This window comes from Bacillus cereus group sp. N6 (assembly GCF_016483705.1).
Lineage (GTDB): Bacteria > Bacillota > Bacilli > Bacillales > Bacillaceae_G > Bacillus_A > Bacillus_A wiedmannii.
In genome coordinates this window covers 54938-78474 of record NZ_JAEHBI010000027.1, presented here as the reverse complement: position 1 = coordinate 78474, position 23537 = coordinate 54938, and the positions used below count along the sequence as shown (strand labels likewise).

The following is a 23537-nucleotide window of genomic DNA, read 5'->3' as shown; positions in this document are numbered from 1 at the left end:
TGAAAAGCAACAATCTCAAGCTGCTTAACGAATAAAATGTCTCTGTTTGATTTGTCTATTTTCTTGACATAGTACCACTTAGAAGACTACAAGGAAGAAGAGACAACAAGAAGGGAGAGTTCTATATGCGTTGGCAGTATAATCATTTAAACACAACTCCATATCTACATCCTTCAAAAGAATTAAGGGATATGTACAATGAATCAAGATCAAGAACAGAAACTCAATCAATTTTAAATCACATGAGAAATCATAAAGTTTTTAATAACAAAGAGTACAAAGGATATTTTAGTTTATCACAGGTGGTTGAAGAGGATTTATATGGTGAGGAAGAAGATATTTTGAACTGGGAAATTCTAATGGATTGTTATGATGTCGTCCTTACAAGAAAAGGTATTACATTTCGTGAAAAGGAAGAGGAGGCACAAGCATGACTCTTGCTGGAGAAGCGATTATTATTTGGACGGCAACAGGGTTGTCAGTAGTTGCAATGAAGGCAGCAGAAAAAATGGGGAAAAGTGTTCCACATTGGCTTCCGCGTGTCACTTTGTACACAACACTTACAGGCTCGTTTCTATACCTTCTACGTTATGTTCTCGTTTTATTTCTATGAAGGAATACGATGTGGAAACTTTTCATTCCTTATGTCATAAGGAGTTTAGCTTGTATGCACGTATTCCTTGAAACAGGGATATATACCCTCTATAAGAGGGATATAAGGAGTGATTTTATGCTGGAGTTGTTATCAGTACCATTCGCAGGTTTAATTTTCGCCATAGTTGGCGAAAGGCTCAAAGGAAGAGAGAGTGATCGAAAGAAAATACAAGTTTTTTTTGAAGTAAGCGGAATTGCGATACGTAGAGAGGACAAATTACAGTATCCAGTTTTTCTTGAACAAAAAGAGGATGATCGAAGTACAACTTATATATATCGGTTGCCAGTAGGAATGCCGAGTAAAATTATTCAGAAGGTCGAGGATGTTGTCTCTGAAGGGCTAAGTAAACCTGTCCGAATTGATTATGATAATTACAAGCTAAATATTCGTGTGTTTCATAGGGATATACCGAAAAAATGGTCATGGTCTAAAGGTTTGGTTGCAGAAGGAAGCTGGTGTGTTCCAATGGGCCAAAGTTTAGAAAAACTTATCTATCATGATTTTGATAAAACACCACATATGACACTAGGTGGTCTGACACGGATGGGAAAAACGGTATTTTTAAAAAATGTAGTTACTTCTCTTACTTTAGCACAACCAGAACATATTAATTTATACATTATTGATTTAAAAGGTGGCTTGGAGTTTGGGCCGTATAAGAATTTAAAACAGGTAGTTTCTATTGCTGAAAAGCCCGCAGAAGCTTTTATGATATTAACTAATATTCTCAAGAAGATGGAAGAGAAAATGGAATATATGAAATGTAGACATTATACGAATGTTGTAGAAACAAATATCAAAGAGCGTTACTTCATAATAGTAGACGAAGGAGCCGAACTTTGCCCAGATAAAAGTATGAAAAAAGAACAGCAAAGGTTATTAGGAGCGTGTCAACAAATGCTCTCTCATATAGCGCGCATAGGTGGTGCTTTAGGTTTTAGATTGATTTTTTGTACACAGTACCCCACAGGGGATACATTACCGCGTCAAGTAAAACAAAATAGTGATGCGAAATTAGGCTTTAGATTACCGACTCAAACGGCCTCAAGTGTTGTTATAGATGAAGCGGGATTAGAAACGATAAAAAGCATCCCCGGACGCGCAATTTTCAAAACCGATAGACTTACAGAAATACAAGTACCTTACATTAGTAACGAGACGATGTGGGAGTATTTAAAAGGATATGAGGTGGAGAAACATGAGGATGCAAACGCATATGCAAATCAACCGTCAAATGGCGATACTTGCGACGATTAGAAAGCTACAGTTTGCAACGAGAAGGCATTTAATGAGTATTCATGAAATGGGTGGAATAAGAAATGCAAATCGAATCATGAAAGATTTATCTATTTATACAAGTAAGATAGTTTACAATAAAGAGCATGTATATTATTTAAACCAGTCAGGACATAAGTTGTTCGGTGAAGGGAAAGTTGTACATCACGGCAAAGTTGCGCACGCTCTTTTACGTAATGAAGCTTGGTTACAGTTATATTGTCCAGATGATTGGCAAGTAGAAACTGAAATTAAATATATAAAAGATAATAAAAAGAAAAAAATAATTCCAGATGTGAAATTCCGCGATGAGGAGAGAATACTTCATGCTGTAGAAATAGATCGTACTCAGAAAATGATAGTAAACGATGAAAAATTAAAAAAATATGAAGAGTTAACACAGATTTATAAACAGAAGCATAACGGGAAAGTGCCAGTTATTCATTTCTTTACAATCACAAAATATAGAGAAAAGAAATTAGAAGAACTGGCAAATAATTATAATGTGTTTGTAAAAGTATATGTAATCGCTACTACTTAATGATGAAAAAAGAGCTGATCATTTTCGAATGATTAGCTCTTTTTTATGTATTGTATTACGTCGTCTATTTTGTAAATTTTATCGATTCCTTTTTCTGAAGCGATGGAATTTAAAGCAGCGATGATAGCTTCAAGCGAATCAAAACGAACAGCATTAGCGTTACCATTCACCAGATCACTAATTGTATTGTATCTTACTTGGGATTCTGTAGATAACTTATTTTTCGTGATCCCCAATTCATCTAAAGAATTTCCGAGTGTGAATTTCATTTTATTCTCCTCCGCAGCACTGGTTATCTTGTACCCATTTTACAACAACAAACGGAAATAGTAAAACTTTTTTCGTTCAACTATTGACGTTGAATATTTAGAGAGTTATAATTCAACTTAAATAGTTGAACTTTTATAGTTGAACTCAAAAGGAGGAACGAACATGCAAAGATTAAATGATTATTTTGGTTTAGAAAGCAAATCAGATCTTGTATGGTTTTATGGTTTCTACACAATTTCTACGATTTTAATTGTAATTAATATGATTATTGTACTTATATAAATGGGAGGTAAGGAGATGCTTAGGTCAGCAAATTATACACAATACAAAGAATTACAATCATTCCAATCAGTAGAAGAGATGAATGAAGCGATATGTTCTTTTTTATACAAACATACACATGAGTTATCCGAGTCAGCGATAAAAGTATTGAAATTTTTAGCAAGACATTCTTGTAAGATTCCCGGTGTATCTTTTCTGAAGGTAGGGACTATTGCCGCGGCATTAAGTATAAGTGATCGAACTGTTCGTAGGGTATTAAAAGTGTTAGAGGATTTTGAAATAGTATCTAGACATAAAACAATTCGAACAGAAGGAAAATTGCGTGGAGGGAATGGACATAACGTCTATGTCCTTTTAAAAAAATATAATGTCACACCGAATGTCCTACCGAAAATGTCACAGCGACAAGACGAAGAAAACCCTACAGAATCAAAGGTTTTCGATGCGAAATTGGACAAGGAAACTAAGCTTTCTGAATCACACCCTCTAGAAGAATTAAAAAACGAATTAAACGTAAAAGAAACGTCAACAAGGGAATCTAAAGAAATTAAATTAGAAGACTTAGATGAAACTTTTACACCAGAAAATGTACCAAGCCAATTCAGAGATGTGGTAGCTCCATTCTTCAAATCGGCAGATAAAATTTATAAGCTGTACCATCGAGTATTAATGGCATATAAACGTTCAAACATAGACAAGCCTATTGAACAAGTGATAAACCAAGCGATTCAAGCATTTAAAGAAACTATTTTCGCGGAAAAAGCAAATAAAATTAAAAATACTTTTGAAGGTTATTTTTATAGAATTGTTGAAAGTAAATTTGTAGTCGAGAGAAGGAAAGAATGTCGAGGATTATTGTTTGATTGGTTAAATGAATAATATAAAATTGCCCACAGGGAAAAATGTATATATAATTTAATTATCATATTCTTAGTAAATAAGTGGGTGGAAATTTTGAAGTACGCTGTTTATGTACGAGTTTCAACGGATAGAGATGAGCAAGTTTCATCTGTTGAAAATCAGATTGATATTTGTCGATATTGGTTAGAAAAAAACGGATATGAGTGGGATCCAAATGCAGTATATTTTGACGATGGTATTTCTGGTACAGCTTGGCTAGAACGTCATGCGATGCAACTGATATTAGAAAAAGCAAGACGAAATGAATTGGATACAGTCGTATTTAAATCTATACACCGTTTAGCAAGGGATCTAAGGGACGCCTTAGAAATTAAAGAAATTCTAATAGGTCATGGGATACGTTTGGTTACAATTGAAGAAAATTACGATAGTTTATATGAAGGTGGCAATGATATTAAATTCGAAATGTTTGCCATGTTTGCTGCACAATTACCTAAAACTATATCTGTATCTGTTTCTGCTGCAATGCAAGCTAAAGCAAGAAGAGGCGAGTTTATTGGAAAACCGGGATTAGGATACGATGTAATTGACAAGAAACTCGTTATCAATGAAAAGGAAGCCGAAGTTGTAAGGGAAATTTTTGATTTATCCTATAAAGGCTATGGATTTAAGAAAATAGCGAATATCCTAAACGATAAAGGCACATATACGAAGTTTGGCCAGTTATGGTCGCATACAACTGTAGGGAAGGTTTTAAAGAACCAAACGTATAAAGGGAATTTGGTCTTAAATAGTTATAAAACAGTAAAAGTAGATGGAAAGAAGAAAAGAGTTTACACTCCGAAAGAGAGATTAACAATTATAGAAGACCATTATCCAGCAATTGTATCAAAAGAATTATGGAATGCGGTAAATAGAGATAGGGCAAGTAAAAAGAAAACAAAACAAGATACAAGAAATGAATTTAGAGGAATGATGTTTTGTAAACATTGTGGTGAACCAATTACAGCTAAGTATTCAGGTAGATACGCAAAAGGAAGTAAAAAAGAGTGGGTATATATGAAATGCAGTAATTATATTAGATTCAATCGCTGCGTTAACTTTGACCCGGTTCATTATGATGATATAAGAGAGGCGATTATCTATGGATTGAAGCAGCAAGAAAAACAACTAGAGATACATTTCAATCCAAAAATGCATCAAAAAAGAAATGATAAATCTACAGAAATTAAGAAGCAAATTAAGTTGTTAAAAGTGAAAAAAGAGAAGTTGATTGATTTATACGTAGAAGGATTAATCGATAAAGAAATGTTTTCGAAGCGGGATCTTAATTTCGAGAATGAAATTAAAGAGCAAGAGTTGGAATTACTTAAATTAACAGATCAAAATAAGAGAAATAAAGAAGAGAAGAAAATTAAAGAAGCTTTTTCAATGCTCGATGAAGAAGAAGATATGCATGAGGTTTTTAAAACTTTAATAAAGAAAATCACACTTAGTAAGGATAAGTATATCGACAGCGAATATACATTTTCTTTATAGTTTTAAAGTTGGTTATTAGTTACTGTGACATTCGTAATTGTACTACCAACAGCAGGTGATTGGTTTGGATTCACGTTATATTCATAATTTACAAGAGCATTATTTGTTAATGTGCCACTAGGTGGTATCGCTAAAATTTGTGCTTGAAAAGTAATGAATATAGTATCTCCGGGAGGAATATCTGCTAAGTGAATACCAAGTGATGGATCTAATCCTGGCTGTGGAACATTATTAATAGTTACAGAATTCTGGATAAATGAAGCCCCTGCGCCAAGTCCATCCGTTAAAACAGTTGCACTAGCGGGAATATTTCCTGTGTTCGTAACTGCAATCGTATAGGTAACGATATCTCCAATTGCAGCAGTCGGTGTGTTCACTGATTTCGTAGCGATGATTGTAGCGTTATTAATTTGAGTTGTTATTACGTTACTTAACGCATTGGAGGATGTTGGAGGTAAGTTAGGATTTACGAAATATTGGTACGTTGTGTTACTTTGGTTCGGGATAGGGTTCGGATTCGGAATGGAATTTACTTGCACTTGGAACGAGATGGTCGTATTTGCATTAGGATTTATCGGATCAATTGCTATGCCATTTGCTGGATTTGCATTAGAGAGCGTAGTACCATTTACTGTTACGCTATTTGGAATAAAAGATATCCCGCTTGGAATGGTATCTGTAAATACTATACTTGATGCAAGTGTGTTCCCATTATTTGTTAAAGTAGTCGTATACGTAATAATATCATTTACGTTCGCAAACTGTTTATCAGCAGATTTTGCAGAGGTAATCGTAGCGTTATTAATAGCTGTTTGTACAGTGTTAGAAGCAACCATCTGCATGATGGCTGGTTTGGATGGATCGTACGTGTATTGGAATGTAGTGCCTGATTGATTCGTAATTGGATTTACAGCAGGAATAGTTGGTACAAAAACTTGGAATGAAACGGTACGTGATGAATTTGCCCCAATCGTACCGATCAAAATGCCGTTAGCAGGATTTGCATTTGCTATAGGGACACCGTTAATCGTTACAGTATTAGGAAGAAAGATGGTACCATCTGGAATGATATCTGTAAACGTTACATTAGTGGCAGGGATATTGCCGTTATTCGTTAAAATTGTTGCATAAGTTATGACATCGCCAACATCAGCAAAATTTGTACTTGTTAGTTTCGTAGCAACAAGATTTGCGGTGTTAATTTGTGTCGTTACGATATTGCTAGTGGCATTTCTAACAACAGCAGGTAAATTTGGATCTGCGATAAAGCTATATTGTAGTGCAGCACTATTTTGAACTGGATTTGGTGAAGGTAAACTATTTGCACTAATTTGAAAAACAATGGTTGTAATTCCACCTGTGGGAATTGTTCCAACTTGAAGACCAACACTTGGATCAGCACCTAGCTGTAAAGCGCCGCCTATAAAAATACTATTTGGTACAAGAGTCGTACCAGGAGGGAGTATGTCGGTAACAACTACATTATTCGCTGGAGTATTCCCAAGGTTCGCTAAAGCAATTGTATATGTGATTGGTTGCCCAACATCAGCAATAGTTAAATCTACCTGTTTGACAATAACTACATTTGCTAAATTAATTTGTGTGCTTACAGTGTTACTTAAAGAGGTTTCTATAGTTGGTGGATCGCCTGGATTTAGAATAAAGCTATACTGTGTACTAGATGAATTTGTTGTTGGATTTTGTGTAGGTAAAGCAGTGACGGTTACTTGATAAGAAACAGTAATTTCACCGTTAGCAGGAATGGAAGGTAACGGAACACCGGCGTTTGGATCGGCGTTATTTTGGAGTACACCATTAATAAGGAAAGTGTTTGGAATAAAGGTAGTACCGTCTGGATTCGTATCAACGAAAGTAGGGCTATCAGCAGTAACACTTCCTGCATTCGTTAAAAGAATAGTATAAGTTAATACATCCCCAACAGTAGCAAACGCCCGATCCACTGTTTTTGCTGAAATGACATTTGCATCGTTTACTTGAGTAAATGTAGTGGTTGAAGTAGTGTTCTTACTTACAGGTGAAGCGTTTGGATCCACGATAAAGTTATAGGAAATAGCAGCGCTATTTGAAATAGGATTTGGGTTTGGGATGCTAGTTATTAATACTTGGAATGAAGCTGTAATTGTAGTATTTGCATTGATGCTACCAATATTGATGCTAGCTGGTGTAACACCTGGCTGAGCAACATTGTTAATTGTAACACTGTTTGGTACAAAGGCAGTACCATTCGCAATTGAATCGGATAGTACTACATTGTTCGCCGCAACATTTCCATCGTTTGTAAGCGCAAAGGTATAAGTTAATACATCTCCAACTTCCGCAAATGTTTTATCTACAGACTTTGTAGCTTGAAGGTTTGCTAGTCTAATTGTTGATGTAACAGAATTAGAATTTGCTGTTTTTGAAGTTGGTGGCAGACTTGGATTAACAGTATATAGATAAGAAGCGAAAGCATTATTAATGATAGGATTTTGGGCGGTAATATTAATGACTGTTACTTGGAAAGAAAGAGTAAAAGTAGCTCCGCCAGGAATTGTTCCGATAGGTAAAGCGACGAGAGAATTTACATTTTGCAAAACTCCATTTAGTGTTACAGTACCAGGAGTCAATATCGTTCCATTTGGAAGTGGATCTGTTAGTTGCACGTTAGTTGCGGCTGTATTTCCACTGTTTGTAATGAGGAGTGTATAACTTATCGTTTCGCCAATTGTAGCAAATTGTTTGTTTGTTGATTTTGTTAATGTTAAATTCGCGTTGTTAATTTGAGTGGAAACAAGATTAGAAGAGATATTTTTTGTAACGGGTGATTGGCTAGGATTGACGGTATATTGATAAGAAGCGCTTGATCCATTAGAAACGACATTTGACGCGGGTATTGTGTTTACTACTACTTGAAACGAAACATTTTTTGTTGTGCCAGTTGGGATGGATCCTACATTTACACCGTTAGCAGGATTTGCTCCAACTTGTGTCGTTCCATCTATTGTTAAACTGTTGAGAACAAAAGTTGTTCCAGTAGGAATGATATCTTTAAAAATAACGTTATTCGCATTCGTATTACCTGTACCTGTAAAGGAAACAGTGTACGTTAGTGTATCACCAATATCTGCAAAATTTTTATCTACCGCTTTCGTCATTGTGACAGTAGCGTTATTCACTTGAGTAGATACGATATTGGTCGTATCAGTCCCGCTTACTGCTGGCTGATTTGGTACAGGAATGTATTGATATGTTGTTGTGCCACTATTTAATATTGGATTTGTTTGCGGGATAGAAGGAACGAATACTTGAAATGAAACAGTAGTCGTAGAATTAGCAGCAATGGTTCCAATGGATATACCATTAGCGGGATTCGATCCAGCTGGAGTAACGCCGTTAACAGTTACACTCCCTGGAATGAAAGTTGTCCCGCTAGGAATCGGATCCGTATATATAACGTTCGTTGCCGCGATATTTCCTATATTAGCTAAGGCAATACTGTATGTTAACGTTTCTCCAATATCAGTAAAAAGTTTGTTAACTGATTTTGTACCATTAATATCTGCAAGATTAATTTGTGTTCCTGCAGAGTTGCTTGTTGCAAGACCGTTAAAAGTTGTTCCACCGGCAATTGGTGTATATTGAAATGTAATATTCGCAGTGTTAGAAATTGGATTCTGATTTGGAAGGGAAACGACAGTTGCTTGGAAAGTTACTGTACGAGAAGCGTTATTATTAATGGTTCCAAGAGATATACCAGCAGCCGGGTTTGCATTTGTTTGTGGTATGCTATCTACCGTTACAGTGCCAGGTATAAAGGAAGTGCCGTTAGGAAGACTGTCTATAAAAATAACGTTATTGGCAGGAAGAAGTCCAGTGTTAGGGATAGTAACGGTATAAGTGAGGACGTCTCCGATTGCAGCGACACTTTTATTCACATTTTTCGTTGCTTGTATGTTAGGCGAGTTTATATTAATTTGTAATCCGACTGTATTTAACATATATGCATCTCCGTTAGTAGTTAAACGGATTGCGGCAGACACTTGGGAATTTGTTAGATAAGGAGAAATATCAATAGAAGTAATGTCCCAGCCTTGCCTTCCTGCGGAGATATTTGTACTTGTAGAAGCACTTTGATTTCGTGTTCCAAATGTCCCAGTTGTATCTAAATTTCCAGCAGCATTATTCACTTGAGAACCGAAGAAATTATTTACAGCATTATTTGGCCCGGATAATGCATTTAATGAACTGAAATTTGGTCCAAATAATGCTTGATCCCCAGTTAAATCAGCATCCCCTTCAGTAGAACTTATAAATAATCTCCCGCTTACAGGTCCTCCGGCAGGTGTTAAAAACCCTGAGACAGATACATCTGCACTACCAGTTTCTACAGAAACACGGTTACCAGCTACGTAAATTGTTAAATTTCTTGCGGGTAAGGAACCGTTTTGATAAGCGACAATGAGCGTCCATCCAGAAGAATTGATAGCTCCGTTAGAAGCATCTAAAGGATCAACAAGTCCAGGGACAGAACCGGTTGTATAAGAGCCAGATCCTCCAGCTTGAACGAGGGATGTTACATCTGCAGAACGTGTATAAAATCCAAATGTGACAGATCCGGAAATGAATGTTTGATTTGAAGCTGTAACAGCTGAAGGGGTAATCGAGTATGTTGAAACAGGTGTTGTAAAAGAAACCGGGTTTCCTAATACACTTGTAATGTTTTGATCACGAGATAAGTAGTTTCCACCCCAAACGAGTTCTGCGTAAAGAATAGTACTACCAGCAGGGATATTTAAAATAGCGGTAGAACTATTTTGTGTATAACTTAATGTTGTACCAGCAGGAAAACTCGGTACTTGTAAAGCGGTATTTGTAGTTATAAATGCACCAATTGCCCCGATTGTACCAGCCCGGTTTTGATTACTAATTTTACTTAAGCCTAAAGTATTACCTGTAATCGCGAGTGCGCCGTTAGTGGTGGTAGAAAATCGATTCGTAATGGGCATGTTGTCACCTCATTTATAATATAGTCTTGGTCAAAATAGGATATGTGTGTGACAAATAAAGGGAAACATGTACAAGTTGATTTAATAATAATGATTTAAATGTCTAGAGAAGGGGATGAAGTATGCTTGAATTGGAAATTAAGGTGGAGCGTCTTAGGGACGAACAAATAGGCGATATTGTAGCATTATCTTCTTATATTGGGTGGGATTATAATAAAGAAGAAATTGAGACTATTTTTGATTCAGGTATTATATACGGTGTGTGGAATAAGAGAAAGGAACTTATTGCTAGCGCGGCAATTATATTATATAGGGAGAAATTAGCGTCTATCGGAATGGTCATTGTACATCCGAAATATGAGGGGAATGGGATTGGAAAGGCGATAACGAATTCATGCATTAAGAGCGTATCGGCTCAAACTCCAATTATGCTTATTGCTACGGATGAAGGAAAGCCGTTATATGAAAAACTAGGATTTAGGGCAGTAAGCTATGTTTCTAAATACATATGTAACTCGTACAATGTGAATGATTATGGTGTAGGAAATGAAGGTTATATGATGAATTATGAAGAGTGTGATTTAGAAAAAATAATAAAATTAGATGAAAATGCGTTTGGAATAAATAGAAAAGCATTTTTAACGAAAAGAATTATACAAAGTGAACAGTGCATCGTTGTAAAGGACAACAACCAAAATGTATTAGGTTACGGTTTAAGTATACAAACACCAGAAAATAAAATAATAGGTCCAGTCGTTGCGAAAAATGATGCGATGGCAATGAGAATTGTGCATGATTTAGCAAGAGAGCACCATGGTAAATTAAGAATTGATGTACCAGAAGGAAAGAAAGGTTTCATGAAAGAATTAGAGATTACTGGTTTTCAAAAGGTTAATACACCGCCAATTATGATGAGAAATAGTGATCAATTTTTGAAAAGAAATGGGGAACTATACAGTATTGCAGCGCAAATTTTTGGATAAAAAGAATCCTTCTAAATGAAGGATTCTTTTTTATTAATCACGATATTGGTCGTGAGTTGGTTGGAAGAGGTCTTCCTCGATATCTCTCACCACAGAAAAATGATCCACATTATAATGACCGTGTAGAACTTTATTATGGTGCTCGATAATTTGTTCTGCAGATAACACGTTAGAATCAGTTGTGGAATGACCGTTTTTAATTAATGTAACATCAAATCCTTGTACAGTAGCTGTTCTAACTGCGGTGTCGATGCAATGTTCTGTTTTACATCCACCGATAACGATATGATTAATTTTTTCTTCTTTTAAAAGTTCAAGTAGAGAAGTGCCATAGAATGCGTTTGTTGCTGCTTTATTAATAAGGATTACAGACTGAGGTACTTTAATTTCATTATGTACTTCAAATCCTTCTCCGCTACCAGAAGCAACATCGATATCTCTTACGAAAACAATAAGGGCATTTGCATGTATTGCTTTTTGTACGGCTGTATTTAGTGTAGATAATAACTCTTTTTTGCGAAAAACTTCTTTTTCTTGTTCATTCCCATCCATTAATTCTTGCTGCGCATCGATAATTAATAGTGCTTGTTTCATCGTGTCTCCCCTTTAATATGAAATAAGTTCCACTATACATATTCATTCATATTGCAAGGAAATCCTTTATTGTCTATGCAGTAGACGATAGATTTACAAAGTTGTCAAAGAAATTTCATTCTCATAGCGTGTAAAAACATGTATGATAAGAAGTGGAGAATTTTTGAGTAGGTGGGAATATCATGCAAACAGTAGAAGATTATCTTTCATTCTTACATACGAAAGGATTTAAACTATCAGAGGAAGCACAAGGGTTTATTATGTTTGGACAAGGATATACTGGTGCATCTGATGGAATTGTGAACGCAGCAATAGAAGCGACAATTAAACATCAATTACAGTTTGATGGGAGTTATTTTGTTGCGTTATTAGAACGTTTGAAAGAAGAAGAAATTACAGATAAAAAAAGCGCTAAGGCTTTTATGCGGAAGTTACAAGCGTAACTTCATGCAGCCTGCGCTTCTTTTTTTGTTTTGGAAGGTAATTCAACAAAAACCATGCCTAGGAAAATACATAGGCATCCGATAATAGCAGAAATAGAAAGTTGTTCGTTTGCAACGAGAACGCCTGTTAATGCAGCAAAAACAGGCTCCATTGCGAAAATAATTGCTACTCTCGTTGGAGACGTATGTTTTTGTGCTGATGTTTGAATAAAAAAAGCAATGGATGTCGCAAATAGGGAAGTTAGAAATAGAGCAAATAAAAAGGAAGAATTCGTCCATAATGCTACTGAAAATAATTTTTCCCAATCTTCAAACAAAAAGGCGCAAATAGAAGAAAACATACCGACAGCTAATACTTGCGACGTGCTTAATAATAAAGGTGATATTTTCTTAGAGAAGAAGCCGTTAACAAGAATATGGGCAGCGAAAGCAACTGCACAACCGAGAACGAGTATATCTCCAATGTTTAATTGAAAAGAATCACCAGCAGTTAATAAGTATAAACCTGCTGTTGCTACAGCAATGCCCATTACGATAAAAATGGTAGCTTTTTGTTTTAAAAAGATAAAAGACAAAATGGGTACCATAACGATACTAAGACCTGTTAAGAAACCAGCTTTTGAAGAAGTTGTATAAAGTAAGCCGAATGTTTGTAAGACATAGCCAACGCATAAAAAAAATCCAACGATTAATCCAGCGAGACTACTCTGTTTTATATCTTGTTTTGAAGATTTTTTTGAGAAAATCATTTGAATGAATAATAAAATAATTCCAGCGAATAAAAAGCGAATACCATTAAAAGTAAATGGATAAACGAAAGACATAGCATTTTGAACGACAACAAATGTAGCTCCCCAAATAAAAGAGACAAATAATAAAGCAAGAGGAGCAACCCAATCTTTTTTCACACTCATACCCCCGTTAATTTTGTAAGATAGCTTTTCTAGCTAATTCATCAGCAACTTTATTTTGACTACTTGGAATCCACTTAATAAAAAAGAGATCGAAACTTTTTATGTACTGTAATGCTTTTTCTAATAGTGGTGCAAACATTTTATTTTTTGCGTATTCTTTTTCGACAGCTCGCTCGACAAGTTGCGAATCTGTACGAAAAGAGACAATGTTATAATTATGCTCCGTGCAATATTTTAATGCCGCAAGTAAAGCGTGGTATTCTGCTTCATGATTGGACATTGTCCCAAGGGGCAATGATAATTGTACAGCTGGTTGCACCCCTTTAATAAACACTCCAGCACCAGAAGGACCAGGATTTCCTTTTGATGCACCATCAATATATACTTCAATCAAAGTGAGAAACCTCCAAATTATAAGATGATCCCCTACTTATATGTTTCTTTGAAGTAGGGGATAGAGTAACTTAGCCGATTGTAATACTATAACGACATGTAAATGTTTCATTCGCTTGTAAAGATTGAATTCCTTTTTTTTCCTTGAAATCTTTTGCCGGATTTACTTCATCAGCAATACCGTACCAAGGTTCAATACATAAGAAAGGTGCGTTTTCGCCTGGTGTCCATACGCCGACAAATGGGAATCCGTCAAATTCTACTTTTACAAATTTATTATGTTTATGAGAACGAATAGAGATTTCATCCGTATTCATATTTTCAAAAATAAGCGCATCATTTTTGAATAAATCGTATGTAAGTGGTAATTCATTCGTATTTTCAGCGATTAATTGTTTTTTACTTGAAAGGTAAGGTCCTTCTAATACGCTTGTTTCTAAGCGTTCAGAACCATTAAATGATAAATGATAATCTGTAAATGATTCGCCCTCTAATAAGGGGAAGTTGAAACCAGGATGTGCTCCGATTGAGAAGAACATCTCTTTTGAAGTAGGGTTATTTACTTCATATGTTACATGAACGATTTGTCCGTCTAGCTCATAAGAAACGAGTAATTCGAATTCGTATGGGTATTTTTTTAATGTTTCTTCATTACTAGTTACAATATAAGTGATTTTCGTTTCACTTTGTTCTTGTACAGAGAATGTAAGATCACGAGCAAAGCCGTGTTGTGTTAAAGAATATGGTTTACCATCTACGTAGTATGTATTATCTACTAATCGGCCGACAATTGGGAATAAAATTGGTGCGCGGCGCCCCCAATAAGTAGAATCGCCTTGCCATAAGTATTCAGTGTTATCTTCTTTTAAGCGAACGCTTTGTAATTCTGCACCTTTGTCAGAAATGGAAACGACCACTTTTTCATTTTGAATTGTTGCTGTCATGAAGTGAAACCTCCTAAAACTTTCATATGTTTTATTATACGTTGTCTAAAAGAAAAAAGGTAGTTAATGAGAGGAATCTATTGACGAGAGAGTGTGTATTGCGTAGAATATATTCTTGTTGCTTAAAAAACGAATAACGTGGTTCGAAACCATCCCACGTAAAAAAACTAAGGAGATTTTGTCATGAATATAAGAACATTAGTCGGTAATGGTATTTTAGCGGCATTATATATTGCTGTTTCTATGCTTATTCAGCCATTTGGCTTTACGAGTGTACAGTTTCGTATTTCAGAGATGTTTAATCATCTTGTTGTATTTAATAAGAAAGCAATTTACGGAATTGTATTAGGTGTATTTTTAACAAATCTCTTTTTCTCACCTATGATCGCTTACGATTTAGTATTTGGAGTAGGGCAATCTATTCTTGCATTAGTTGCAACGATTATTTCTATGCGATTTATTAAAGGTGTTTGGGCTCGTATGATTTTTAATACAGTTATTTTTACAATTACAATGTTTATGATTGCAATTGAACTTCATCTTGCATTTGATTTACCATTTATGTTGACTTGGTTAACATGTGCCGTCGGTGAATTTGTTGTCATGGCAATTGGTATGCCTGTAATGTACTGGATTAATAAACGAGTACAATTTGAAAGATTTATGCAATAGATGAAAGAGCTATTCCTATAGGGGTAGCTCTTTTTGTATGTAATCATATTGAATATAATGCTGTGACTCTTGATACAATATAATAAAATAAAGTGAGGCTTTCATTAGCTGACTACATATAAGAAGTCTTATATAAGGGGAATCTAGTATGAAATATAAAATTCATTGGTTGTATAAAACAAAGAGCGGATTGCAGACGGAATTAACGACAGATTATATGAACATAGAAGATGTATTGCAATTTGCAGAGGATTTCGAGAAAACAGGAAGAGTGAAAGAACTATCATTTTATGATGAAATGGATGCAGAATGGTCATTAAAGGAAATGAAAAAGCTGAGTAAACAAGTGGAGGAAGAGCCCCAAGAAATCCTCGTTTATTTTGATGGCGGTTATGATGTACAGACGAAAGAAGCTGGAGTAGGTATATGTGTATACTATAAAAAAGGAAATACAAAATACCGAATTCGCCGTAATGCATATATAGAAGGTATATATGATAATAATGAAGCGGAATATGCATCATTACTATATGGCATGAATATACTCGAGGAATTCGGAATTAAGTATGAAGCAGTTACACTTCGCGGCGATTCTCAAGTTGTACTGCAGCAATTGGCTGGAGAATGGCCTTGTTATGATGAGCATTTAAATCATTACTTAGATCAAATTGAACAAAAAGCGAAGCAAATGAAATTAAAACTTGTATGTGAGCCGATATCTAGAAAACAAAATAAAGAAGCGCATCAATTAGCTACGCAAGCATTAGAAGGAACAGTCATTGATAGTCATAAAGAAATAACCGAATAGAGAGGTGCAAAGGTGGATAAAAAGCAACTCATTACAGAGGTAAATGACTTATTAGAAACGTATTGTGAAGGATGTTTCTTGCGAGAACATAATCGAAAGACAAATAGTAAGCATTACGCTCATTCATTTTGTATACGACAATGTACAGTTGGAGAAACATTGAAAAAGTATGGGGAACAGTTATCATGAAAAACATCCAGAGAAAATTCTCTGGATGTTTTTTAGTGTCTTGCTTCATTTAATTGATGCTCGCATTTACTTAATTTCTTTTCCTCATTCATTAAAAATGGCTCATCTAAATCTGTCGCAACAGATTTCATAATTTCAAGCTGAGAGCGAGCGGCTTCTACAGCAGTAGTCGCATGCTCTAATGTATCTGGATCCATTGAAATTGTCGCTGACCCTACCATTTTTTGTGCTGTTTCTACACGGAATTTCACTTCTTCAAAATCATTTACTTCTGATCCCATTATTACTTCCTCCTTTGTATATTGCGCATTTCACATAGTTTTTGCTCTGTAAAACGGAAATATACAAAGGAATAACAAAGGAGGTTACCAAGTAAGGTAACCTCCTGTTATATGTTGGATTAAAGTTTTACTACGTTAGCAGCTTGAGGTCCGCGGTTTCCTTCAGTGATATCGAAAGATACTTCTTGACCTTCTTCTAAAGCTTTGTAGCCGTCACCTTGAATAGCAGAGAAATGTACGAATACATCGTCAGCGCCTTCCATTTCGATAAATCCAAAACCTTTTTCGTTGTTAAACCATTTTACTTTTCCTTGCATGTTACAATTCCTCCTAAAAACATTTGCTTTTTTCATTTAGTGAAATTCATTTGAAAGATAATATAAACTAAAAATGCTATAATCTTGAATATTCTGCTAAATGATTAATTTAAATATACACGAATTGGTAGAAATTAGTCAAGTAAGCGATTTTATTTTTTTGTATTTTTAAATAATTTTTCAGCCGAATTTTTAAATAGGTATAGGACAGGCCGAGTATGTAATATTCTTAATTGAATGCTATACATAATGAGGTGAAAGAAAGAATGAATGAATGAGTCTTATTTATTAGATAATGAAGGAATGAGAACGAGAACTGACATACCAAATTGGGTTGCAAAAGAATTTCAAAATTTTTCGAGTGTCGTGCTAGAACCAACTTTCCCATGTTATTTCGGCTTAACAGCTTTGAAAAAGAATGAACTTCGTTATTCATTTCTCTCTCATAATGATTGGAGTCATTTGCCACATACAATGTTATCTTTTTTAGAGTTAATGAAAGAGCGCCCAATTGTAAGAAGAGGATTCTTTCTTTTTGTGGAACCGGAATGTGAGGAACAATCACTGGAATATTATCGTGATTACTTTTGGAAAGTACTACAATATTTACATGAAAACGATGACCAAACATGGCCGAAGCAAATTCCTGAAGACCCAGACCATTACTTATGGGAATTTTCATTTGGTGGTGAACCGATATTCGCATTTGGAAATGCGCCAGCTTATAAACAACGAAAAACTAGGCATTTAGGAAATTCTCTCGTTATTGGATTTCAACCGCGTACCATCTTTGATGGATTAGAAGGGGATCGCCCTAAAGGAGCATATTCAAGACAAACGGTCCGAGATCGAGTTGAAAAGTGGGATCAGCTGCCGAAACACCCTAACATTAGTCATTATGGTGATCCAGATCATCGCGAATGGAAACAATACTTCATAGGAGACGATGTAGAGCCGATAAAAGGAAAATGTCCTTTTCTTCATAAGTTAGAAAAGTAAGAGCCATCATCCAGATGGCTCTTTTGCATATTTTGGATAAAAAAGGGTATTTTAGTAGTAAATATTTTGATGAAAGCTAGTCTATTTTTAATCATTACATCATTACTTAATAGTAAAGGAAGTAGAAAGGATAGAGCGATGTTTGGAGCGATTATACAACAAATTGTATTAGGTATTTCATTAGCTGCGCCAGTAGGTCCGATTAATATTGAAATGTTAAAACGAGGAATTGAACGAGGTTTTTGGCATGCATGGGTTGTTGGAATTGGTGGAATGACTGCAGATATTTTGTTTATGCTTCTCATTTATTTCGGTTTATCTTCTGTGTTTATGTATACATATGTACAAGCTTTTATGTATTGCACAGGGTTTTTCTTATTATTTTATTTAGGATTTCAAAGTGTAAAACAAGGAATTTCCCACTCGAATATGGAATATAAAAAGGAAGAGGTAGGTGGCCTTAAACAATCGTTTATGGCAGGTTTTTTAATTGCGATATCCAATCCATTAAATCTTGTTTTTTGGTTTGGTATATACGGAAGTACACTTAGCTCATTGCTTACGAAGGTAACGAAACAAGAAGCCTTTTTATACAGTCTTTGTATTATCGTTGGCATTATTTTATGGAATTTAAATATTGCTTTTTCTGTCCATTTTGGCAGAACTTTATTAAAGCAAAAAGCACTTGGCTATATAACAGCCGGAGCCGGTATTATTTTAGTAGGATATTCTATCCATTTTGCATACAAAGCTTTACAGTTGTTCACATAAGATTGAAGGGGAGATTTTTATGTATCGAACCACTATTGACGGAAAAGAAATTATTATTACGTTAGCACCCAAAATCCGAAAAGAAATTACTGATAGGAATCCACTATATGAAGCGGTATTTCATAATGCAGCAAGATTACTGCAAACAAAGCAACCAACGTTTGCGCTAAATCATGAAATATTTGGGCTCATTATTGGAGAGGTACAAAGAGGAGAAGTAACAGTGTTTGCGGTGGAACATATTATTCCAAAGCAAAATATATTTGGATCGAACAATTTTTTCTCGACAATAGAGCAGCAGGCAAATTTGTAAAGTGAATAGAATAAAATAAAAAATAGAAGAAATAGTCGTAACGATATGTTGCGGCTGTTTTTTTGGAAAAGGGGGAAGGAAGATGAAGAGAGTGGGGAAAGAGTTCTTTTTACAACATGATATCGTTATTATGTATAGTATTTTATTTATTTTCATCATTATTTTAAAAATGCAATTTTTCACATGGATCGGTATGTTCGCGTGTTTGTTTGGGATTGTTTTTTATACGCTTAACGAATATATGACACATCGGTTTTTATTCCATTTAAAGCCACCTAAAAACGTATTTTTATTAAAAATGTTAAGAAGATTACATTATGATCATCATGTATATCCAGATGATTTAAAACTATTGTTTTTGCCTGTATGGTTTAGTATACCTAGCTTTACTATATATTTACTTATAGCATATGGTATAACAAAAAGTGCTACTATTACACTTTCATTCGGAATTGGAATGATTATCATGCTTCTCGTTTATGAATGGAAACATTATATTGCACATAAGCCGATTCGTCCGTTCACTAAGTTTGGAAGATGGCTAAAAAAACAGCACATATTACACCATTATAAAAATGAAAAGTTTTGGTTTGGTGTTTCAAATCCAGTATTCGATTTCATATTTGGAACGCTTAAAGATGGGAAAGACGTTGAATTAAGCGAAACAGCTCGTAATTTAGAAAAAGAGAAAAAGACAGAAGTAGTGCGATAAGCACTACTTTTTTTATTTGGAAATTTGCCGGGTGGTAAAACTCCCGCCTCACAATCCGGCAAATATGAGGAAGTTAGATGGAAGATAACTTCCTGTAAAGCTTGACTGGTAAGGAATTGAAGTGCGTAATTTTTATGTTGAAAAAGTATATTAAAAACTTAGGAGAAATTGGCGAAAAATGTCTATCGAAAAATCTTTGCAGGAATGTATGGATTGTCTAAAATAGAAATAAGTTTCTGAATATTTATAAAATTTAGTCTTTAGGTATACAAGGGGGAATTGTATTTTCAGTAAGAGAGGGGAATGGGAATGAAAAGAGATGATACGTCAGCACGTAAGTTACAAAATGAAGTGAATTATACAGAGGTTGTTCAGTCAGAAGAATTTCAATTGCTATTAAATACGAAAAAGAAGTTTATCGTTCCGATGAGTATTTTCTTTTTAAGCTTTTTTATTGCATTACCTATTTTAACATCGTATTCAAAGGTGCTCAATACACCAGCATTTGGGGATGTTACGTGGGCATGGGTGTTTGCATTTGCGCAATTTATCATGACGTGGTCATTATGTATGATTTATAGCAAAAAAGCAGAATCCTTTGATAAAATCTCGCAAAAAATTCTACAAGATATGCAAAAAGGGAGGGGCTAACTTTGAATGTAACCGCTTTTGCATTATTTTTAATCATCGTTCTTGGTACACTCGTCATAACTTATTTTGCATCGAAGAAAACGAAAAATGCGAGTGAGTTTTATACAGCTGGAGGGGGATTAACTGGTTGGCAAAATGGTCTGGCCATTGCGGGAGATTATATGTCTGCTGCGTCTTTTCTTGGTATAGCCGGAGCCATCGCATTAACTGGTTTTGATGGGTTCTTTTATAGTATCGGCTTTTTAGTTGCTTATTTAGTTGTTCTATACCTTGTTGCAGAACCGCTTAGAAATTTAGGGAAGTACACGTTAGCGGATATGATTGCGGCGCGTTTTGATGCGAAAAAAGTTCGCGGCGTTGCAGCGCTTAATACAATGACGATTTCGATTTTTTATATGATTGCACAATTAGTTGGGGCTGGTGCACTTATTAAATTATTATTAGGGATCGAATATACGACATCCGTTTTAATCGTTGGTACATTAATGACAGTGTACGTTATTTTTGGCGGAATGACTGCGACGAGCTGGGTACAAATTGTTAAGGCTGTATTACTTATGGCTGGTACATTTATTATTTCTGTTATCGTTTTCTCAAAATTTAATTTTAGTGTGACTGAAATGTTCGCGCAAATGAAAACAGCTACGCCATTAAAAGATTCATTTTTAAATCCAGGGGTAAAGTATAAGGATGGTCTTGATACACTGTCTTTAAATTTAGGACTAGTTCTTGGTACTGCCGGATTACCACATATTCTTGTTCGCTTTTTTACAGTACGTGATGCAAAAACGGCACGGCAATCTGTTGTGTACGCTACGTGGTTAATTGGCGCATTTTATATTATGACAATCTTCTTAGGATTTGGGGCAGCAGCATTTGTAGGAAATGAGGCAATTATGAAAGCAAACCCTGCTGGTAATATGGCAGCACCTTTATTAGCTAAAGCGTTAGGTGGAGATTTCTTATTTGCTTTCGTATCAGCAATTGCCTTTGCAACTATTTTAGCTGTAGTGGCAGGCCTTGTATTAACAGCAGCATCAGCATTTGCACATGATTTTTATAATGAAATTATTCGCAAGGGGAAATCAACGGAAAAAGAGCAAGTGTCAATGGCTCGCTATGCGTCTATTGGGGTAGCGGTATTATCCATTATACTAGCGTTATTTGCTCAAACGTTGAACGTAGCATTTTTAGTTTCATTAGCATTTGCAGTTGCAGCGAGTGCAAATCTACCAGTTATATTATTCACAATATATTGGAAGCGCTTCAATACAACAGGTGCCATTTCGGGTATGGTCGTTGGTCTTGTATCAGCAATTGTTCTCGTAGCCTTAAGTCCAAATGTTTGGAACCCTGTAGCTGGAAAAGCTATATTTGTTGGGGAAGCGATATTCCCATATACGACACCTGGAATTATTTCAATTCCGCTTGGATTCCTTGCAGCATATTTAGGAACCGTGTTATCTAGTAAGAAAGAAGATGCTGCGAAATTTGATGAGATTCTTGTGAAATCTAATACAGGTCATGGTGTTAGTGATGCATCGTCACATTAAAAAGAGAAGGGCTTTTCGATATATAAGAAAAGCTCTTTTTTTCTTGTAAATATTACTGTATTGTAAGTAGGATTTTGTCTTAATTTTGTGGAATGAAAATAAGTAGGGAGAAAATTAAATCATCATGGCACCAGCACAGCTTTTGTGAAAAATAAGTTGTTATGGAAGGTGGAAGAAATGATGAAAACGAAACAGACTGATGAATTATTAGCAAAAGATGAGCAATATGTTTGGCACGGAATGCGTCCCTTTAGTCCAAATAGTACAATGGTAGGGGCAAAAGCAGAAGGGTGCTGGGTTGAAGATATAGAAGGGAAAAGATATTTAGATGGTATGAGTGGTCTTTGGTGTGTGAATAGTGGATATGGCAGAAAAGAGCTCGCAGAGGCGGCTTATAAGCAATTACAAACATTATCATACTTTCCAATGTCACAATCGCATGAACCGGCTATAAAGCTTGCAGAAAAATTAAATGAGTGGCTTGGAGGAGAGTATGTTATTTTCTTCTCTAATAGTGGCTCGGAAGCGAACGAAACAGCTTTTAAAATAGCAAGACAATACTATGCTCAAAAAGGTGAACCGCATCGTTATAAATTTATGTCACGTTACCGCGGGTATCATGGAAATACAATGGCAACGATGGCAGCGACTGGACAAGCACAGCGTAGATATCAATATGAGCCATTTGCTTCAGGATTTTTACATGTAACGCCGCCAGATTGTTATCGTATGCCTGGAATAGAAAGAGAGAATATTTATGATGTAGAATGTGTAAAAGAAGTAGATCGCGTTATGACATGGGAATTAAGTGAAACGATTGCAGCTTTTATTATGGAACCAATTATTACGGGCGGAGGCATTTTAATGCCGCCACAAGACTATATGAAAGCTGTTCATGAAACGTGTCAAAAACACGGTGCCTTGCTCATTAGTGATGAAGTGATTTGCGGTTTCGGACGTACAGGAAAAGCATTTGGATTTATGAATTATGACGTTCAGCCAGATATTATTACGATGGCAAAAGGGATTACGAGCGCATATTTACCGTTATCAGCGACAGCTGTGAAAAAAGAAATATATGAAGCATTTAAAGGGAAGGGAGAATATGAATTCTTCCGTCATATTAATACATTTGGTGGAAATCCTGCAGCTTGTGCATTAGCGCTTAAAAACTTAGAGATTATGGAAAATGAAAATTTAATTGAGCGATCTGCACAAATGGGCTCGCTTTTATTAGAGCAATTAAAAGAAGAAATTGGAGAGCATCCACTTGTTGGGAATATTAGAGGGAAAGGTCTACTAGTTGGAATCGAACTAGTAAATGATAAAGAGACGAAAGAACCAATTGATAACGACAAAATTGCAAGTGTTGTAAATGCTTGTAAAGAAAAAGGTTTAATTATTGGACGAAACGGCATGACAACAGCAGGATATAATAACGTCTTAACATTAGCACCACCACTTGTTATTTCAAGTGAAGAAATTGCCTTTGTTGTTGGAACGTTGAAGACGGCGATGGAACGTATTTAATGAATCGAGCGAGCTGTAATATACAGCTCGCTTTTGTTTAT

Annotated in this window: 26 protein-coding genes, 1 pseudogene and 1 riboswitch; of the genes and pseudogenes, 19 read left to right on the top strand and 8 right to left on the bottom strand. The window is 35.4% G+C overall.

Annotated features, from left to right (window positions below; genetic code table 11):
• Nucleotides 1–125: 125 nt before the first annotated feature.
• The 4 genes from JDS99_RS18845 to JDS99_RS18830 all read left to right on the top strand — a co-directional run bounded on the left by JDS99_RS18845 (nt 126) and on the right by JDS99_RS18830 (nt 2471).
• On the top strand, nt 126–434 hold the full coding sequence (locus tag JDS99_RS18845) for a hypothetical protein (protein ID WP_199695496.1): 309 nt from the start codon (nt 126–128) through the stop codon (nt 432–434).
• Nucleotides 431–613, top strand: a complete 183-nt coding sequence (locus JDS99_RS18840) for a hypothetical protein (protein ID WP_001982935.1) — start codon at nt 431–433, stop codon at nt 611–613. The genes JDS99_RS18845 and JDS99_RS18840 overlap by 4 nt, the downstream gene beginning before the upstream one ends.
• Before the next feature lie 117 nt (nt 614–730).
• Entirely contained in the window at nt 731–1912 is a 1182-nt protein-coding gene (locus JDS99_RS18835) for an FtsK/SpoIIIE domain-containing protein (protein WP_199695495.1), read from the top strand.
• Nucleotides 1854–2471 carry a replication-relaxation family protein gene (locus JDS99_RS18830; protein WP_199695494.1) on the top strand — a complete coding sequence of 206 codons (618 nt, stop codon included), beginning with the start codon at nt 1854–1856 and terminating at the stop codon, nt 2469–2471. The genes JDS99_RS18835 and JDS99_RS18830 overlap by 59 nt, the downstream gene beginning before the upstream one ends.
• A 32-nt stretch (nt 2472–2503) precedes the next feature.
• On the opposite strand, the gene JDS99_RS18825 is transcribed toward JDS99_RS18830, so the two are convergent.
• Nucleotides 2504–2740: a helix-turn-helix domain-containing protein gene (locus tag JDS99_RS18825; RefSeq protein WP_199695493.1), complete on the bottom strand. Its 237-nt coding sequence runs from the start codon at nt 2738–2740 to the stop codon at nt 2504–2506.
• Nucleotides 2741–2903: 163 nt separating this feature from the next.
• Between JDS99_RS18825 and JDS99_RS18820 the strand changes: the two genes are divergently transcribed.
• From JDS99_RS18820 to JDS99_RS18810, 3 genes are all read left to right on the top strand, one after another.
• Nucleotides 2904–3023, top strand: coding sequence for a DUF3961 domain-containing protein (locus JDS99_RS18820; RefSeq protein WP_142337077.1), 120 nt, complete (start codon nt 2904–2906; stop codon nt 3021–3023).
• 15 nt (nt 3024–3038) lie between these two features.
• The gene (locus JDS99_RS18815; protein WP_042512998.1) at nt 3039–3902 is read left to right on the top strand and encodes a helix-turn-helix domain-containing protein; all 864 of its coding nucleotides are present in this window, start codon (nt 3039–3041) and stop codon (nt 3900–3902) included.
• A gap of 66 nt (nt 3903–3968) precedes the next feature.
• Nucleotides 3969–5423 (top strand): recombinase family protein, encoded by a 1455-nt coding sequence (locus JDS99_RS18810; protein WP_199695492.1) that lies wholly within the window; start codon nt 3969–3971, stop codon nt 5421–5423.
• 17 nt (nt 5424–5440) lie between these two features.
• Here the strand turns inward: JDS99_RS18810 and JDS99_RS18805 are convergent.
• Nucleotides 5441–10429: pseudogene (locus JDS99_RS18805) on the bottom strand (beta strand repeat-containing protein); the annotation flags it as partial.
• Nucleotides 10430–10551: 122 nt separating this feature from the next.
• Between JDS99_RS18805 and JDS99_RS18800 the strand changes: the two are divergent.
• The gene (locus JDS99_RS18800) at nt 10552–11412 is read left to right on the top strand and encodes a GNAT family N-acetyltransferase (protein ID WP_199695490.1); all 861 of its coding nucleotides are present in this window, start codon (nt 10552–10554) and stop codon (nt 11410–11412) included.
• Nucleotides 11413–11445: 33 nt separating this feature from the next.
• Here JDS99_RS18800 and JDS99_RS18795 read toward each other — a convergent pair whose 3' ends face one another.
• Nucleotides 11446–12006 carry a cysteine hydrolase family protein gene (locus JDS99_RS18795; protein WP_199695489.1) on the bottom strand — a complete coding sequence of 187 codons (561 nt, stop codon included), beginning with the start codon at nt 12004–12006 and terminating at the stop codon, nt 11446–11448.
• Between the two features lie 182 nt (nt 12007–12188).
• On the opposite strand from JDS99_RS18795, the gene JDS99_RS18790 reads away from it, so the two are divergent.
• Nucleotides 12189–12449 (top strand): DUF6123 family protein, encoded by a 261-nt coding sequence (locus JDS99_RS18790; protein WP_001195212.1) that lies wholly within the window; start codon nt 12189–12191, stop codon nt 12447–12449.
• 2 nt (nt 12450–12451) lie between these two features.
• Here JDS99_RS18790 and JDS99_RS18785 read toward each other — a convergent pair whose 3' ends face one another.
• The 3 genes from JDS99_RS18785 to JDS99_RS18775 all read right to left on the bottom strand — a co-directional run bounded on the left by JDS99_RS18785 (nt 12452) and on the right by JDS99_RS18775 (nt 14700).
• Nucleotides 12452–13357 (bottom strand): EamA family transporter, encoded by a 906-nt coding sequence (locus tag JDS99_RS18785; RefSeq protein ID WP_199695488.1) that lies wholly within the window; start codon nt 13355–13357, stop codon nt 12452–12454.
• A gap of 13 nt (nt 13358–13370) precedes the next feature.
• Nucleotides 13371–13757: a reverse transcriptase-like protein gene (locus JDS99_RS18780; RefSeq protein ID WP_199695487.1), complete on the bottom strand. Its 387-nt coding sequence runs from the start codon at nt 13755–13757 to the stop codon at nt 13371–13373.
• A 70-nt stretch (nt 13758–13827) separates the two neighbouring features.
• Nucleotides 13828–14700, bottom strand: a complete 873-nt coding sequence (locus JDS99_RS18775; RefSeq protein ID WP_199695486.1) for an aldose 1-epimerase family protein — start codon at nt 14698–14700, stop codon at nt 13828–13830.
• Between the two features lie 132 nt (nt 14701–14832).
• A riboswitch (PreQ1 riboswitch) is annotated at nt 14833–14877 on the top strand.
• Nucleotides 14878–14883: 6 nt separating this feature from the next.
• On the opposite strand from JDS99_RS18775, the gene JDS99_RS18770 reads away from it, so the two are divergent.
• From JDS99_RS18770 to JDS99_RS18760, 3 genes are all read left to right on the top strand, one after another.
• Nucleotides 14884–15372, top strand: a complete 489-nt coding sequence (locus tag JDS99_RS18770) for a QueT transporter family protein (RefSeq protein ID WP_048543446.1) — start codon at nt 14884–14886, stop codon at nt 15370–15372.
• Between the two features lie 148 nt (nt 15373–15520).
• Complete coding sequence (locus JDS99_RS18765) at nt 15521–16180, top strand: ribonuclease H family protein (protein ID WP_048543444.1); 660 nt, start codon at nt 15521–15523, stop codon at nt 16178–16180.
• A gap of 12 nt (nt 16181–16192) precedes the next feature.
• Complete coding sequence (locus JDS99_RS18760) at nt 16193–16369, top strand: zinc-finger domain-containing protein (RefSeq protein ID WP_199695485.1); 177 nt, start codon at nt 16193–16195, stop codon at nt 16367–16369.
• 32 nt (nt 16370–16401) lie between these two features.
• On the opposite strand, the gene JDS99_RS18755 is transcribed toward JDS99_RS18760, so the two are convergent.
• Both JDS99_RS18755 and cspB read right to left on the bottom strand, forming a co-directional pair.
• On the bottom strand, nt 16402–16650 hold the full coding sequence (locus JDS99_RS18755) for a DUF2564 family protein (RefSeq protein WP_000534395.1): 249 nt from the start codon (nt 16648–16650) through the stop codon (nt 16402–16404).
• 119 nt (nt 16651–16769) lie between these two features.
• The gene (cspB, locus tag JDS99_RS18750) at nt 16770–16967 is read right to left on the bottom strand and encodes a cold shock-like protein CspB (RefSeq protein ID WP_001161731.1); all 198 of its coding nucleotides are present in this window, start codon (nt 16965–16967) and stop codon (nt 16770–16772) included.
• A 270-nt stretch (nt 16968–17237) separates the two neighbouring features.
• Between cspB and JDS99_RS18745 the strand changes: the two genes are divergently transcribed.
• From JDS99_RS18745 to JDS99_RS18715, 7 genes are all read left to right on the top strand, one after another.
• Entirely contained in the window at nt 17238–17966 is a 729-nt protein-coding gene (locus JDS99_RS18745; protein WP_001005942.1) for a YqcI/YcgG family protein, read from the top strand.
• 138 nt (nt 17967–18104) lie between these two features.
• Nucleotides 18105–18737, top strand: a complete 633-nt coding sequence (locus JDS99_RS18740) for a LysE family transporter (RefSeq protein ID WP_000466560.1) — start codon at nt 18105–18107, stop codon at nt 18735–18737.
• Nucleotides 18738–18756: 19 nt separating this feature from the next.
• Entirely contained in the window at nt 18757–19050 is a 294-nt protein-coding gene (locus tag JDS99_RS18735; RefSeq protein ID WP_000286360.1) for a hypothetical protein, read from the top strand.
• Between the two features lie 82 nt (nt 19051–19132).
• Entirely contained in the window at nt 19133–19762 is a 630-nt protein-coding gene (locus JDS99_RS18730) for a sterol desaturase family protein (RefSeq protein WP_000832138.1), read from the top strand.
• A 309-nt stretch (nt 19763–20071) separates the two neighbouring features.
• The gene (locus JDS99_RS18725) at nt 20072–20413 is read left to right on the top strand and encodes a DUF485 domain-containing protein (RefSeq protein ID WP_062822009.1); all 342 of its coding nucleotides are present in this window, start codon (nt 20072–20074) and stop codon (nt 20411–20413) included.
• 2 nt (nt 20414–20415) lie between these two features.
• The gene (locus JDS99_RS18720) at nt 20416–21966 is read left to right on the top strand and encodes a solute symporter family protein (RefSeq protein ID WP_001103252.1); all 1551 of its coding nucleotides are present in this window, start codon (nt 20416–20418) and stop codon (nt 21964–21966) included.
• A gap of 180 nt (nt 21967–22146) precedes the next feature.
• Nucleotides 22147–23496 (top strand): aspartate aminotransferase family protein, encoded by a 1350-nt coding sequence (locus tag JDS99_RS18715; RefSeq protein WP_000850952.1) that lies wholly within the window; start codon nt 22147–22149, stop codon nt 23494–23496.
• Nucleotides 23497–23537 lie beyond the last annotated feature (41 nt).